The organism is Dyadobacter sp. 3J3, from assembly GCF_009801115.1.
GTDB lineage: Bacteria > Bacteroidota > Bacteroidia > Cytophagales > Spirosomataceae > Dyadobacter.
Window position 1 is genome coordinate 365,665 of sequence record NZ_VTOL01000007.1, and the last position, 15,631, is coordinate 381,295.

15 protein-coding genes are annotated in these 15,631 nt (G+C 39.5%); 9 read left to right on the forward strand and 6 right to left on the reverse strand.

Annotated elements, in window-relative coordinates:
- Positions 1-11 precede the first annotated feature (11 nt).
- A complete protein-coding gene (locus FZF08_RS17270) occupies positions 12-1,238 on the reverse strand; it encodes a hemolysin family protein (protein ID WP_159470981.1) in 1,227 nt (408 codons plus the stop codon).
- The gene (locus FZF08_RS17275; protein ID WP_159470983.1) at positions 1,235-1,471 is read right to left on the reverse strand and encodes a hypothetical protein; all 237 of its coding nucleotides are present in this window, start codon (positions 1,469-1,471) and stop codon (positions 1,235-1,237) included. The genes FZF08_RS17270 and FZF08_RS17275 overlap by 4 nt, the downstream gene beginning before the upstream one ends.
- Positions 1,472-1,669: 198 nt before the next feature.
- Between FZF08_RS17275 and fbaA the strand changes: the two genes are divergently transcribed.
- Positions 1,670-2,749, forward strand: a complete 1,080-nt coding sequence (gene fbaA / locus FZF08_RS17280; RefSeq protein WP_159470985.1) for a class II fructose-bisphosphate aldolase — start codon at positions 1,670-1,672, stop codon at positions 2,747-2,749.
- Positions 2,750-2,834: 85 nt separating this feature from the next.
- Here the strand turns inward: fbaA and FZF08_RS17285 are convergent, their stop codons facing one another.
- The gene (locus tag FZF08_RS17285; RefSeq protein WP_229216578.1) at positions 2,835-3,236 is read right to left on the reverse strand and encodes a helix-turn-helix domain-containing protein; all 402 of its coding nucleotides are present in this window, start codon (positions 3,234-3,236) and stop codon (positions 2,835-2,837) included.
- Positions 3,237-3,333: 97 nt separating this feature from the next.
- On the opposite strand from FZF08_RS17285, the gene FZF08_RS17290 reads away from it, so the two are divergent.
- The 3 genes from FZF08_RS17290 to FZF08_RS17300 all read left to right on the forward strand — a co-directional run bounded on the left by FZF08_RS17290 (position 3,334) and on the right by FZF08_RS17300 (position 7,558).
- Positions 3,334-3,966 carry an NAD(P)H-dependent oxidoreductase gene (locus tag FZF08_RS17290; protein WP_159470987.1) on the forward strand — a complete coding sequence of 211 codons (633 nt, stop codon included), beginning with the start codon at positions 3,334-3,336 and terminating at the stop codon, positions 3,964-3,966.
- A 39-nt stretch (positions 3,967-4,005) separates the two neighbouring features.
- A complete protein-coding gene (locus FZF08_RS17295) occupies positions 4,006-4,710 on the forward strand; it encodes a DsbA family protein (RefSeq protein ID WP_159470989.1) in 705 nt (234 codons plus the stop codon).
- A gap of 274 nt (positions 4,711-4,984) precedes the next feature.
- Positions 4,985-7,558 carry a DUF5686 and carboxypeptidase regulatory-like domain-containing protein gene (locus FZF08_RS17300; protein ID WP_159470991.1) on the forward strand — a complete coding sequence of 858 codons (2,574 nt, stop codon included), beginning with the start codon at positions 4,985-4,987 and terminating at the stop codon, positions 7,556-7,558.
- Positions 7,559-7,635: 77 nt separating this feature from the next.
- On the opposite strand, the gene FZF08_RS17305 is transcribed toward FZF08_RS17300, so the two are convergent.
- Positions 7,636-9,501 carry a M1 family metallopeptidase gene (locus FZF08_RS17305; protein WP_159470994.1) on the reverse strand — a complete coding sequence of 622 codons (1,866 nt, stop codon included), beginning with the start codon at positions 9,499-9,501 and terminating at the stop codon, positions 7,636-7,638.
- 325 nt (positions 9,502-9,826) lie between these two features.
- Here FZF08_RS17305 and FZF08_RS17310 point away from each other — a divergent pair, with 325 nt between their 5' ends.
- Complete coding sequence (locus tag FZF08_RS17310; RefSeq protein ID WP_138477434.1) at positions 9,827-9,991, forward strand: DUF1328 family protein; 165 nt, start codon at positions 9,827-9,829, stop codon at positions 9,989-9,991.
- 84 nt (positions 9,992-10,075) lie between these two features.
- Here FZF08_RS17310 and guaA read toward each other — a convergent pair whose 3' ends face one another.
- Positions 10,076-11,605, reverse strand: coding sequence for a glutamine-hydrolyzing GMP synthase (gene guaA / locus FZF08_RS17315; RefSeq protein ID WP_159470996.1), 1,530 nt, complete (start codon positions 11,603-11,605; stop codon positions 10,076-10,078).
- A gap of 188 nt (positions 11,606-11,793) precedes the next feature.
- Between guaA and FZF08_RS17320 the strand changes: the two genes are divergently transcribed.
- A complete protein-coding gene (locus FZF08_RS17320) occupies positions 11,794-11,985 on the forward strand; it encodes a cold-shock protein (protein WP_159470998.1) in 192 nt (63 codons plus the stop codon).
- 75 nt (positions 11,986-12,060) lie between these two features.
- On the opposite strand, the gene FZF08_RS17325 is transcribed toward FZF08_RS17320, so the two are convergent.
- Positions 12,061-13,545 carry a glycine--tRNA ligase gene (locus tag FZF08_RS17325; protein WP_159471000.1) on the reverse strand — a complete coding sequence of 495 codons (1,485 nt, stop codon included), beginning with the start codon at positions 13,543-13,545 and terminating at the stop codon, positions 12,061-12,063.
- A gap of 153 nt (positions 13,546-13,698) precedes the next feature.
- Between FZF08_RS17325 and FZF08_RS17330 the strand changes: the two genes are divergently transcribed.
- From FZF08_RS17330 to FZF08_RS17340, 3 genes are read left to right on the forward strand one after another with little or no spacing between them, the layout of a single operon-like run.
- Complete coding sequence (locus FZF08_RS17330; protein ID WP_159471002.1) at positions 13,699-13,908, forward strand: type II toxin-antitoxin system VapB family antitoxin; 210 nt, start codon at positions 13,699-13,701, stop codon at positions 13,906-13,908.
- Complete coding sequence (locus FZF08_RS17335; protein WP_159471004.1) at positions 13,889-14,293, forward strand: PIN domain nuclease; 405 nt, start codon at positions 13,889-13,891, stop codon at positions 14,291-14,293. Before FZF08_RS17330 ends, FZF08_RS17335 begins: the two co-directional genes overlap by 20 nt.
- 51 nt (positions 14,294-14,344) lie before the next feature.
- Entirely contained in the window at positions 14,345-15,319 is a 975-nt protein-coding gene (locus FZF08_RS17340) for a helix-hairpin-helix domain-containing protein (protein WP_159471007.1), read from the forward strand.
- The last annotated feature ends 312 nt before the right edge of the window (positions 15,320-15,631 follow it).

A 15,631-nucleotide genomic window follows, 5' to 3' on the forward strand; every position in this document is an offset into this window, starting at 1 on the left:
GATATAACGTTTTAAGATTTAATTTCGCTGGATTCTGTCTGGCTTTGTCCGTTGCCACTTCTTAAACGTGTAAGCTTAACAAGTTCAATTCTTGTATCCTGCATAGAAATAATTTGAAAAGAATATGGCGACATACTGATATCATCATTTACTTCGGGCAAGTCGCCATGTACGTGAATGAGCATTCCGGCTAATGTATCATAATCTCCTTCCGGCAGATCCCATCCGTATTTTTCGTTAAGGTAATCTACTTCATGACGCGCACTCAAAATGTAAGTATTATCGTCAACTTTGCGCTCCGTCCAGTCTTCTGTCGAATCGTATTCGTCCTGGATTTCTCCAAAAATCTGCTCCACGACATCTTCCACACTGACGAGGCCGGAAGTTCCGCCAAATTCATCCACAACCAAAGCCAGACTTCTGCGTTCTTCCAGAAAGCGTAACATCAGGTCACTTGCGGGCATCGCTTCCGGAACAATCAAAATTGGCGTAACGATACTGCTGATTTCCTTAGGTTTTCTGAAAAGAGATAAGGCGTGACAATAGCCCAAAACATCATCAACGGATTCCCGATATACGATTATTTTCGAATGTCCGCTGGCCAGAAAAGTCCTTTTCAGATCTTCAATCGTATCATTTACGTTGACTGCTGAAATTTCAGTACGTGGAATCATACAATCCCGGATCCTCAAATCCTTAAAATCCAGCGCATTGATAAACATTCGCTCATCAATACTATGATCCTCAAAATCCGGATCATCCGCTGACGCTGCCTCATCACGCAAATGATGTGTAAGCGCGCTTTCTGTAACAAAAGGCTCAACCAGCCAATACAAAGGCGTCATAATCCATTCAGCTAAACGAACCGGAAACGCTTTTAAATCTAAAACTTTTGGAAAAATATACCCGATCCTCACCCATAGCGTGTAACACAAAACCCACAAAATGGCCAGTGCGACAAAAAGAACTAAAATCGTTAATTCTTCTGCAATGCCAAACGAGTCTTTAAGAATTGGAAAGACAAAAGCTACTGCATAAAAACAGCCCAGAGCAACTACGGCAAGCCGGACCATCCGTAAAAGCCGGCGCCAATAAAGCGTCTGAAATATTACATTGGCATTTTCATGTCTGAGTGTATACCTGTCAATTGAAATATCCAGCAGCACAGCACGGACCGCACCATAATAACCAGCCAAAACAAAAAATAAAACCGCCAGACCGACCAGAAGAATGTTCATTTTTTTCTATTTTTAGTAGCAGTCGCTTTTTTTAAAGTCTGTTCTTCAAGTCTTTTCTTTTCAGTTAAAGACGTTTTCAGCCTGTTGAATTGAAAAAAAAGTAAAAATGTAATACTTAGCAGTAAAAGCCAGTAACTTTCAAATAAGGTAGTACGGCGGAATTCAAGCACCCACAAAATTAAAAAACCGATACAGCCGGCAATTAAAATGGTTCGGGTTAATTTTGGAGACATGGAAAAAATTTTTAATCTATTCTTTTTCAAATATACACAGAATGGATTAAAATGGGTAAATCATCTTTGTTCGTCATAATATCACTTACTTATTTCTACCGTTTTCTTTAAAATAGTTAACTTGCGACAATTCCTGTACAATTAGGCCGCAATCCCCTAATTGTAAAATTTTTTCTTGATAAAATATCTTACTTTACTATGAGCGAAACTACACAACGCTTTCCTGCCGGTGTTATCACTGGTGACGGAGTTAGCGAAATCTTCCGTCATGCCAACGAAAATAACTACGCCCTTCCAGCTGTTAACGTAGTTGGAACTAACTCAGTAAACGCGGTTATCGAAACTGCGAAGGCCGTAAATAGTCCTGTTATCGTTCAGTTTTCGAATGGTGGCGGTATCTTTTTTGCAGGAAAATCTCTTTCAAATACTGATCAGAAAGCTGCTATTGCAGGGAGTATCTCAGGCGCTCAGCACGTACATTTGATGGCTGAAGCTTATGGCATTCCTGTAATTTTACATACAGACCATTGCGCTAAAAAACTTCTTCCCTGGATCGACGGTCTTTTGGAAGCTGGCGAACGTCATTTTGATAAGTTCGGCAAACCATTATACAGCTCTCACATGCTGGATCTGTCTGAAGAGCCTTTGGAAGAAAACATCGAAATTTGCAGCCAATATTTCGAGCGTATGGCCAAAATTGGTATGACACTTGAAATTGAATTGGGTGTAACGGGTGGTGAAGAAGATGGTGTTGACAACAGTGATGTTGACAGTTCGAAACTTTACACGCAGCCGGAAGAAGTTGCTTATGCTTACGAAGAGCTTCGCAAAATCTCTCCAAACTTCACAATCGCAGCAGCTTTTGGAAACGTTCACGGTGTATACAAACCAGGTAACGTGAAATTGGAGCCGAAAATCCTTAACAATTCTCAGAAATATATTCAGGAGAAATTTGGAACAGGTGAACTTCCTGTAAACTTCGTATTCCATGGTGGATCAGGTTCTTCACGTGAAGAAATCCGTGAAGCAATTGAATATGGTGCGATCAAAATGAACATCGATACTGACGTTCAGTGGTCAACCTGGGAAGGAATTCTTAAATATTACAAAGAAAAAGAAGGATATCTTCAGACGCAGTTGGGTAACCCTGACGGAGCTGATTCTCCTAACAAAAAATATTATGATCCACGCGTTTGGTTGCGTAAAGGTGAAGAAACAATGATCGCTCGTTTGAAAATTGCTTTCGAAGATTTGAACTGCATCAACCGTTTGGCTTAATTTTTTGCAGCTTGCTGTGATATAAAAAAGGAGTTTCGACCGTGTGATAAACACAATTGAAGCTCCTTTTTTATTTTATTTTATATCAACTTTCTACCTCCAAAGCCTCGCCGACTTCTACCCTTCCCATCACATGATTTCTGTGCTTAATTCCCCAAACTCTCAATACATCAATTAATTCCCTTAAAGATTTTCCGTGTTCGGTTAGCGTGTATTCCACAACAACCGGAATTGAATCATAAACAGTACGTTTTACCAGTTCGTGCGCTTCCAGATCTCTTAATTCTTTCGACAGCATTTTGTCCGTAATATTTGGAATCTCCTTAGCGATTTGCGTAAAACGCTTGTTGCCAAACATCAGAGAAATAATAATTTGTAGTTTCCATTTTCCATTCAACGCGTCGAGCGCATCACGTACAGGTAGCAAACTACGCATACAGTCCGTATGATTTAGCCTTTCCGGCATGACCTCTTCTTTTATTTCCATACTTCTTAAAGATTCTTACTATCCTATTGTATAGTACTTACAAATGTATAGCTTATTTCTTTAAGTTTGCATATCTAAATTTAAAATTGAAACCGAAATGAGTAACCTGATAGAAACATTGAACTGGCGTTACGCTACAAAAAGAATGAATGGCGAGAAAGTACCGGTAGAAAAACTTGCTGTGATACTGGAAGCTATCCAACTTTCACCATCGTCCGCTGGAATGCAGCCCTATACTGTTTTCGTGATTGAAGATCAGGAAATTAAAGAGCAAATACAGAAAGTTGCTTTTATGCAGCCGCAAGTTGCAGAAGCTTCTCACCTGATTGTTTTTGCTTCCTGGACTAGAATTACGGCAGAACATCTTGATCAATACATAAACCTTATCGCTGAAACACGCGGAATTCCTGCCGAATCTCTGGATGGCTTCAAGACGTCCATCACAAATGGCATTCTTAGCCGTCCGGAAGAAATTAATGCAGAATGGGCAGCCCGCCAGGCCTATATCGCTCTGGGACATGGACTGGTTGCAGCTGCTTCTGAACAAATTGATGCAACGCCAATGGAAGGTTTTGACGCAAACGGTCTGGATGAAATTCTTGGTTTAAACGAAAAAGGTTTGCATAGTGTTGTAATTATGACGCTAGGGTACAGAGACACAGAAAATGATATTTTGGCTAGCGCAAAAAAGGTAAGAAGATCACAGGAAGAGCTTTTCGTTACAATCTGATAGATTCTAAACATTGCTCAAACTAAAACATAAGCATGTATGAAAGTTGAAATATGGAGTGATGTGATGTGTCCCTGGTGTTATATCGGGAAACGCAAGTTTGAAAAAGCATTAGAGCAATTTCCACAAAAAGATAAAATTGAAGTGGAATGGAAAAGTTTTCAGTTAAATCCTGATATGAAAACGGATCCATCCAGAAGCATTGTGGAATACCTGGCAGACGCAAAAGGTTTTACAGTTGATCACGCCACGCAAATGCTGGACAATGTGACAAACGTAGCAGCAGAGGTTGGTTTGGAATATCATATGGACAAAACGGTTTTAGCGAATTCTTTCGATAGCCATCGTTTTATCCAGTTTGCCAAGAAAAGTAAACTGGGAGATGCAGCAGAGGAACAACTGTTCCACGCTTATTTTACCGAAGGAAAAAATACAGCTGATCACGCTACGCTTATCGATCTTGGAAAGAAAATCGGGCTTGATGCTGATGAATTAAAGGACGTTCTTGACAGCAACCAGTATGCGGATGAAGTTCGTAAAGATGTTTATGAAGCGCAGCAAGTTGGAGTCCGTGGTGTTCCATTTTTTGTTTTAGACAGAAAATATGCGGTTTCCGGCGCACAGCCGACAGAAACTTTTTTGGGCGCATTGCAACAATCTTTTCAGGAATGGGAAAAAGAGAATCCTGCACCACTTGTTAGCCTCGCCGATGGTGACAGCTGCGACATTGACGGAAACTGCTAGGTAAGGTATTATTTTTCAGATTTTGCCCTTTCATTGCGTATGCAGTGAAGGGGCTTCTTTTTATACGGAATAAATATTTCAAATCCGGTGCTCTGATTTCTTAAAACCAACGTATGTATTGTAAGATTTACAGACTTTCTTGAACCGTCGGCATGATTATATAGGCGATAGTATTGGAGAAATTTCTATTTTCTATATTACATACCAGAAGCGACTGATAATGATCTGTTTTAAGATACAATCGCTTCACAAACGGAACACCTGAACTAAACTTATGCATTTATTCTTTTATTCTCTTCTCTTATGCTTCACTGTTTCCCTTTCCCAAGCCGGAGGAATAAAAGGACGTATTTCAAATAAAAATGGAGATGCACTTCCCTACGCGGGAATTGTAGTACACGGAAGTAGTGACGGAACCATAGCCAATGACGAAGGTTTATACGAATTCAGCCTTACACCCGGAACTTACCAATTGGTTTTTCAATATCTGGGTTTCAAAACATTGACTCAAACCGTTGTTGTAGGAAATGATTTCAAGGAGCTCAATATCACGCTGGAAGAACAGGCGCTGAATCTGGGAGAATTTACAGTTGGAAATAAAAGAGAAGATCCGGCGTATACAATCATGCGGAAAGCAATTTCCAAGGCGCGTTTTCACCAGTTACAAATTCGCTCTTATCAGGCAAAAGTTTATTCCCGCAGTACCGCGCTGCCTACAAAAATTCCTTACCTGATTGAAAAAAGATTTAAAAAAGACGGTATACAGGAAGGAAAAGCAATCATCAATGAAAGTATAGCCGAGATTCAATACCGTAGGCCAAACAGTTTCAAACAGCATATTATTTCAACACGGAACAGTCTGGATAATAGTATTCCTTCACCGAACGAGTATATTTTAGCAAGCTTGTATAGTCCTGAAATTGCCGGAACCATTTCACCGCTTTCTCCCAAAGCATTTGCCTATTACAAGTTTGAATACGAAGGTTATTTTGAAGATCGCGGCCAGATTATCAACAAAATAAAAGTAATTCCACGTGCTTACGGTGAAGGCGTTTTCCGTGGCAGTTTGTATATCATCGACGATCGCTGGGCAATTCACAGCTATGATCTGGAAACGACGACGAGCGGACTGGATATTTTTGCCAAACAGCTTTTCAATCCTGTTCAAAATATTTGGTTACCTGTTAATCAGCAATTTAGAATTAAAGGAAGTTATCTCGGTTTCGCAGGAGAATTCAAATATCTGGTTTCTTTAACTTATCAAAAACTGGATATTGATCCTGGGCTGAAAGAAGAAATTGTGGTCAACGACCCTAAGGCTGATCCTGAAACTGCCGAAAAAGTTAAGAAGAAAAACCTGGAAAAAATGATTCAGGAACAGAAAGCATTTTCAACGAAAAACCTTAGAAAATACACCAAAGAATACGATAAGGAATTAAAAAAAGAGCAAAAAAAGAATGGTGAAGATCAACGGATTGTCCGCGAAGATTCGATTGTTGTAGATTCCTCTGCAAATAAACGTGATTCAACGTACTGGGATAATCTTCGTCCGGTTCCCTTGACTAACACCGAAGTTCAGAGTTATGCTTTACAGGACAGTATCAAAATCGCCAAAGATGAACGTAAAGCGAATGATCATCCGGATTCAACAAATTTCAAACCGCATCATATTCTGATTGGAAATACCTATGTTTTAAGTAAGAGAAATTCGGTTCATATTGAAAGTCCTTTTCTAGGATTTTATTACAATACAGTGGAAGGTTATGCGCTCAATCTGGCAGCAGAATGGCAGAAAAAATGGGGAAAATCGAGCTATTTTTCAGTTAGACCTTATGCACGATATACCTTTGGACGGGATAAATTCAACGGAAATGTTCAGATGAATGTCGGCAATGCAAACTCAAATTTGATGCTGACAGGCGGAGAAATGGTGAATCAAATTAATCGTGATAATCCGATCACACCTTTTGGTAATACGATTTCAACACTGATTTTCGAACGCAACCGGGCAAAATTATATCAATCCAAATTTGCAAAAGCTCAATACGATATCCGCAATATTTTTGACATCGTAAATATCAGTACCAGCCTGGAATATGAACAACGGAAGGAATTGTTCAATATGGAAAATATCAATTCATATATCGACTGGCCCAAACGTGTTTTTACGCCAAATCGCCCCCTAAACGACGAAGAAAGTAATACCGGATTTCCTGATCACGATGCGATGATTTTCCAGGTCAGCGCAGACATTCGTCCATGGCGGCGGTATGTGGTGAGAAACGGAGAAAAGCGTTATTTACGTACAAGAAAACCAGCGTTCAGTATTTTATACAAAAGTGGATTACCTTTCGCCGGTGATGTGGATTACAAATTTTTACAAGGAGGAATTCGTCAATCGATAGAACTTGGACCACGGAACAATGTAAGTTATTCGGTAAAAGGCGGTGGTTTTTTAAGTAAAAAGGAAATGTATTTTCCAGATTTCAGGCATTTTCTAGGTAACGAATCCTTTTTCAGAATGGGGGATCCGTTAACGCAATTCAGGAGTTTGCCTTATTACGAACACAGTACAAAACAATGGTTTATTGAAGGTCACGCGCTTTGGTCGATGCAACGGTTTTTGGTAACCCAGATTCCCGTTTTAAGATTGGCAGGAATCAAAGAAACGGTACAGGTCCATTATCTTTTCTCCCCAACTTCGCGGCATTATTCAGAACTTGTTTATGGTTTAGACCATATTTTCAAATTCTTCCGGATAGAAACCGTTGCCCAGTTTGACGAACAAAAATTGCAAAAAATAGAATTCCGGGTTGGGACGATTTTCAGGATTTCGGATCTGAGATAGGTTTTAGCAATTAGCCGTTAGCAATTAGCTCCCCGATTCGTCGAAGCTAATTGCTAACGGCTAATCGCTACCGGCTGTCACCTTACTTCATTCACCTTTTCCCCTTTAAATCTAGGAGCCATTTTTGGCAATGAAGGATACGTATTATTATCCGGATTAACGTCTGCCATACGACTGCTTGGGTCAATTACGATCCGGTCAACGTCCGTCATAGCGCGATCAATCGTGAACGTGTACTCAGGATAAGTCCAGCCCCAATCTGATAATAAAGTTGTTTTGGAATATAGTTTTTCAGTTTTTTCGCCACGCATCATTTCAAGTGGAATGTAGAAGTTCTCCTGCGACCCGTCTTTGTAACTTACTACGATATCTAGAGGCATGGGCATTTGCCCTATTCTTTCGATGACCACATCCGTTTTCCCGGCATTGGAAACTACCTCTTTGATACCATAATCAATCGTTTTGGTCGTACCTACAAAATCCTCCCAATACCAATCCAGTTCCAGTCCGGATTCTTTTTCCATAATTCGTTTCAGATCCGTCGGGTTAGGATGTTTGTATTTCCACTCGTTGAAATAACGTTTCATTCCGCTTTCCAGCTTGTCCTTTCCAATGATATAACCTAGCTGGTTCAAGAAAACGGCACCTTTGGAATAACTGGCAATGCTATAAGCTCTGTTAGTATTGTAATGATCTGCGTGTGTCGTCATAGGTTCTTCCAAACCTGATTTTACCAGATTTCTATAACTCGCAGTTGTTCCACGCATCGGGTCAGATTTTGACTGAAACAATTCTGCCAAAACAAGATTCTGCGCGTAAGTCGTAAAACCCTCGTCCATCCAGGAATATTTGGATTCATTTGTTCCCAATAAGCCTTGGAACCAGCTGTGAATGGACTCATGAACGGCTACACCAACTAAGCCTGACAAATTTGAATGTCCGGTAATTAAAGTCGCCATTGGATATTCCATTCCACCATCACCTCCCTGAATGATCGAATATTGTTTATACGGATAACGGCCAAATTTCTGGTTCATGATCTTGAAAGACTGAACTGCAAGGGGCTCCATTTCCTTCCAGACATTGGCCAAAGTATCCGTCTGGTAAAAGAAATGAAGATCCAGATTGTCATCCACTTTTACGACATCATGTTTGTAATCACGATCTGCCGCCCACATAAAATCATGAACTTCCGGGGCGATGAAATGCCAGGTCAGTTTATCTCCGGCTTTGTGAGGAACGTCGATTTTGCTATAACCGTAACCAATTTTATCAGGATTCTGGAGATATCCCGTCGCTGCCACCATGTATGAAGCATCCAAGGTAATTTTCACATCAAAATCTCCCCAAATTCCATAAAATTCACGGGCGATATATGGATTTGCGTGCCATCCTTCGTAGTCATATTCACAAAGTTTTGGATACCATTGGGCAACAGAATAATCGATACCTTCGCTATTATTTCTTCCGTTACGACGAATTTGAACAGGAACCTGCGCTTCAAATTCCAGATCAAAAGTGTGCTGACTTTTCGGAAGAATTTTTTCGTTCAAAGTAACTTCCAGAATCGTTCCGACAACCTGATATTTTAAGGGCTTGCCATTTTGTTTAAGCGATAGAATTTTTTCGTATCCAATTTCACTTGGAGATAGTTTTGAAATTCTGTCTTTCACCCTTGGATCCGGATCGCTGATCATTCTTGACCGAACATCCATCTGGCTTCCAGGCTGGAAAGCGTTCATATAAACATGATAAAAAACCTTCGTAAGCGTGTCCGGGGAGTTGTTGCTGTAAACAAGTTTCTGAGTGCCTTTGTATTGGTGTTTTGTTACATCAAAATCAACATTCATCTGATATTTCACGCGTTGTTGCCAGCGATCTGACTGGGCAAAAGTGGCTGTGCAGGTTAATCCAGCCAGAAAAGCAAAAAGCAATCTATTCATTCTACTATACTATTTTTTCAAAATTCAAAGATCACGCAAATTACGGGTAATGATGCAGTTGACAATGTACTCATCGTAATTCATCATTATATTGCTAAGACAACTATGAATAAGTCAATATAATTTCATTCCTATGTTCAATTCCTAACTTTATTCGCCATTTTGAATTAGGTCTGGGAAGCAATTTCTACACAAAAGACAGATTTTATTACACAAGCTCTTTTAAATCACTAGTAATCAAATTATTTCGTAAAATCTTCGACTGGCACATATTTAGTATTAGTGCTATTATATACACGTTAATCAACTAAACTATTTGTCAATTATGCTTAAATGGACAGTAATATTTCTGATCGTTGCCATCATTGCCGGAGTACTTGGATTTGGTGGAATTGCAGCAGGAGCTGCCGGAATCGCTAAAATACTTTTCTTTGTGTTTTTGGTATTATTTGTATTGAGCTTGATCAGCCGCGGAGTCGGGCGATCCTGATGAAGTTTAACATTACTTTTAATACAAAAGAAAAAGCGAGCTGAAACAGCGCGCTTTTATTTTTTGTGTATGAATCTTAAAACCTTATTCCCACTCGATTGTTGCAGGTGGTTTTGAAGAAATATCGTAAACAACGCGGTTGACGCCTTTTACTTTATTGATAATATCATTAGAAACTTCGGCAAGGAAATCGTAAGGCAAGTGCGCCCAGTCGGCCGTCATTCCGTCAACCGATGTAACAGCTCTTAACGCAACCACACTTTCGTAAGTACGCTCATCTCCCATTACACCTACACTTTTCACAGGAAGAAGCATTACGCCAGCCTGCCAAACTTCATTATATAAATTCCATTTCCTTAGTCCGCCGATGAAAATCGCATCAACTTCCTGTAAAATGGCAACTTTTTCAGGAGTAATTTCTCCCAAAATACGAATCGCTAATCCTGGTCCCGGGAAAGGGTGACGACCTAAAATAGTTGGGTCAATTTCCAATGTTTTACCAACAAGTCTTACTTCGTCTTTGAACAAAGTATTTAGTGGCTCAACGATTTTCAATTTCATAAAATCAGGCAAACCACCTACGTTATGATGCGATTTGATCGTCGCAGACGGACCTTTTACAGAAACAGATTCTATCACGTCAGGATAAATTGTACCCTGACCTAACCATTTCACATCCTCTATTAAATGTGACTCCTGATCAAAAACATCGATAAATGCTTTTCCAATCGCTTTTCTTTTTGCTTCCGGATCAGATAAGCCGTCCAAAGCACTATAAAACAAGTCTTTTGCATCAACACCTTTGATATTTAAACCCATATCACGGTATGATTCAAGAACTTGCTCATATTCATCTTTTCTTAACAATCCATTATCGACAAAAATACAAAACAGATTTTTACCAATTGCATGATGCACTAATGTCGCGGCAACTGTTGAATCAACTCCACCAGAAAGTGCCATAACAACACGGTCATCTCCAAGTTTCGCTTTCAATGCGCTAATCGATTGCTCAACGAAAGCATCGGCTGTCCAATCTTGTTTACATCCGCAAATACCAACAACGAAATTGTGCATCAACTGCTTTCCATCCGTAGAATGGGTTACTTCCGGATGAAACTGGATTCCATACGTAAGCTCATTTTCAATTTTGAAAGCGGCCACTTTCACCGATTCTGTAGAAGCGATAATATGGAAATCCTCCGGGATACTAACGATCGTATCGCCATGTGACATCCAAACTTGTGAGGTCTGAGAGATTCCGGTTAAAAGTGAAGAATCTTCATCATCAATTTCCAGACGGGCCCGGCCATATTCTCTGTGCTGGGAAGGTTTAACATCCCCGCCAAAAGAGTGAGCCATGAGCTGAGCGCCATAACAAACACCCAGAATCGGTACTATTTTTCTAAATTTATCAAAATCAAGATACGGCGCGTCTACATCCCTTACTGAGCAAGGACTGCCTGAAAGAATAACACCTTTGATGTTGGGAGTAAGCTCCGGGAAATTGTTGTATGGATGGATTTCACAATATACATTGAGTTCCCGAACCCGACGCGCAATTAATTGCGTGTATTGTGAGCCAAAATCTAGAATAAGAATCTGTTCAGTCATAGAAAATGCGATATAAACCGCAAAGGTACAGTTTAACTATGACAGAAAGAAAAATATCAAAAAAACATATGAAATAACTTTTCGCACTATGGCTTAGCAAAGAAAATACTTCACTATTTTGCTATTAAGACTTGTAAATAAGTATTCGATCTTATTATATTTGTCTAACATTTCACTATTATAATTTTATGAACCAAGGAACAATCAAATTCTTTAACGACGAAAAAGGTTACGGGTTTGTTAAAGACACAGCAACAGGACAAGATTATTTCGTACATATCTCTGGTCTTGTAGACGAAGTTCGCGAAAACGACGAAGTTACTTATGATCTTCAGGAAGGTCGCAAAGGACTGAATGCCGTTAATGTTAAGCTTGCATAATCAGGACTTAATAGAAAACAAAAAAGGGTTACCGATATCGGTAACCCTTTTTTGTTTTCTTGTATTATTCTTCTATCAGATCAATTCAAGGATTCTTTCTACCGAAACCTGATATCCGATTTTCTCTCTCAATTCGCTTATTGCAACACGCTCCTGCTCCATAGTATCACGGTGACGGATTGTAACGGTATCATCTTCCATCGTTTGGTAATCTACTACCACGCAGAATGGCGTTCCGATTAAATCCTGGCGCGTGTAACGTTTTCCAATCGCCGCACCGTCGTCATACGTTGTACGGAAAGCTGATTTTAGAGAATTCGTAATGGCCTGTGCTTTTTCCGCCAAACCATCTTTCTTAACCAGTGGCAAAACGGCTACTTTGAAAGGAGCTAATGCCGGGTGCAATTTCAAATACGTACGTTCCTTTAAAGAATCTCCCTCTCCTACTGTCTCCTTCGTGTAAGCATTGCAGAAAGTCGCAAGGAAAAGACGGTCGGCTCCAACGGAAGTTTCTACAACGTAAGGAATGTAATTTCCGTAAGGTTTTCCATTTTCATCAAGATCAGCATCAAAATATTGAAGTTTTTTACGCGACAATTCCTGGTGGTTACGAAGGTCAAAATCTGTACGTGAGTGAATTCCTTCCATTTCACGGAAACCGAATGGGAATTTATATTCGATATCTACGGCTGCATTTGCATAATGCGCAAGCTTTTCGTGATCATGGAATTTCAAACTATCTGCTGGCAAACCAAGCGCAATATGGAATTTCATACGCGCCTCTTTCCAGTTGTTATACCAGGCCATCTCCGTGCCAGGGCGAATGAAAAATTGCATTTCCATTTGTTCAAATTCACGCATACGGAATGTGAACTGGCGCGCAACGATTTCATTTCGGAAAGCTTTTCCAATTTGTGCAATACCAAACGGAACCTTCATACGACCGCTTTTCTGCACATTCAGGAAGTTTACAAAAATCCCCTGAGCCGTTTCAGGACGCAGGTAAATCAAACTTGAATCTTCTGCCACCGAACCAACCTGTGTACTGAACATCAGATTGAACTGACGAACTTCAGTCCAGTTAGCCGTATTGGAAACAGCGCATTTTATATTTTCTGCAATAATTAATTCTCGAACACCTTCCAGATCCTCCGCACTTAACAAACGTCCCATTTCAGCAAGCAACGCCTGCGCTTTTTCCGGCTGGCCGTCTGATTCGTATTGTTCCGCTTTTCCTTCCAGAAGCTGATCAGCACGGTAACGTTTTTTGGAATCCTTATTATCAATCATCGGATCACTGAAACCATCTACGTGGCCCGATGCTTTCCAGGTAAGCGGATGCATGAAAATGGACGCGTCGATACCAACGATATTGTCGTTCAGCTGCGTCATAGCCTTCCACCACACTGCTTTCAGGTTATTTTTCAATTCCACACCATTCTGACCGTAGTCATAAACGGCTTGCAATCCATCATATATTTCCGAAGAAGGGAACACAAATCCGTATTCTTTGGCATGCCCTACAATATCTTGTAAAGAGGTAGCAGGTGATTCGCTCATTATTGATTCAGACAATTGATTAATAAACAAAGGTTTTGAGATCGTAAATTTTAAGGTTTTTACAATCAGTTGGCAAAATTAGGGAATTTGATGGCAAAGAATAACCATGTGTATAAAATTTGTATATTTGTGTGTATTCAAAATTGTGAGATTATGAGAACGAATGTGGAAATTGATGAAAGTAAAATCGAAAAAATACGAGACTTCGATCAAAATCTGAAGACTAAAAAAGAAATTATAGACTTTGCCTTATCTGAATTAATTAATCAAATGCGTCGTCGGCGATTACTGGACTCTAAAGGCAAAGGCTGCTGGGACGATGACCTTGAAAAAATGAGAACCTATGACGTACCGTCTTTTTGATACCTCTGTTTGGATAGATTTTAGAAATGGAATTAAATCCGGGCAAACGGATCTTTTAACAGAATCCATTAAAGCTAATAAAGTTTGTTGCTGCCCCGTGATTATTCAGGAATTTCTTCAAGGCATTAAAATAGATCGAGAGTTTTATGAGTATGAAGAAGATTTCAAAGGATTAAACTCCTTAAAATTAGACCCCTATTTCGCAGCAACTTCTGCTGCTCAAATTTATCGGTCAATTCGTAAAAGCGGTGTAACCATTCGTAAACCTAATGATTGCCTGATTGCTTTTTATGCAATTCATTTTAATCTTGAACTTTGTCACAACGATATCGATTTTGATCGTATCGCTGAAAATACTTCTCTAAAAATCTGGAAACCATTTTAACTTTACAACGTCAAAAGCCGGACTAACATTCTTGCCCTAAACTTTTGACTTATGCTCCGACGAATACTTGATCAGCTCGAAGATTTTTTCGGTATTTCCAGAAAGCAAGCCCGCGCCGCTTTTGTTTTAATGTTCCTTTCTTTTTTTCTAATCTGGACTCCATTTGTCCTCAGGCGCTGGATACTGCCGCTTTTCCCTACTTCTTCCGAGCCGGTTAATACTCAGAAACTGGACAGCGTAGCAGCGCAACTTGAAAAAGATGCAGTTGCACAGAAAGAAGAAAGAGAAACCACATATTCAAAAAAAGAATATACAAAGACACCTGCCAGACCTGTGCGTTTGTTTTCCTTTGATCCCAATACCGCTTCTATTGATCAGTTAGAAGAAGTTGGCATTCCTGCGTTCATTGCAAAACGCATTGATAAATACAGATCAAAAGGTGGGAAATTCAGAAAGAAAGAGGATTTACTTAACATTTACGATTTCCCTTCTGACGTTTTTCAAAGACTGGAATCGTATATCAAACTTCCCGAATCAGGTCCGAACTATCCCAAGACAAAATATCCGGAGAAATTATACGCAAATAATTCCTTCTCAAAAGAAGTTAAGGCTTATAATAAACCGGTTATTGTTCCTTTTGATATAAACACAACAGACACGACCCAACTTATTAAGCTTAAAGGAATTGGCACTAAATTGTCGTTGAGAATTTTGAAATTCAGAGACGGATTAGGCGGATTTCATTCAACAAGTCAGTTTTCAGAAATATTCGGGCTTGATTCATTGGCTTTAACCGAGCTGAATAAATATGCAAAAATCCAGAGTCCGGTTAACAAGATCAATATTAATACTGCAACCGTTGAAGAACTAGGTCAGCATTCGTATCTGAGAAATAAAAAGATTAATGCTGTAATCATCAATTACAGAACACAACATGGCGCTTTTCAATCGGTTGATGATTTGAAAAAAGTAAGAGTTTTGGATGAAAAAACGATTGAAAAAATTGGGCCTTATTTGGTGTTTTGAATTTTGTTTATAAAGAAAAGTTTATAAAACTCGATGGCAAATCTGATATAGCAGAAAAATATTATATAGTTTGGCAATAAAAGATATGAGCTAAAAAAGTAGATTCCCTTCACTTCTATCGCATCATAAAACAATAGCAGCACTTGTACCAATACGATAATCTTGCTGAGGAGAATCAACAAAACGTTAGCATTCTTTTGAAACAAAACTGTCCACAGAAAAGTCCATGCAGCCAGCATAACGCAGCTAGCTACTCGCATTACAGTATCACATTGAAACAAGCAAATTGGTAAAACAAAATAATTCGGAAGA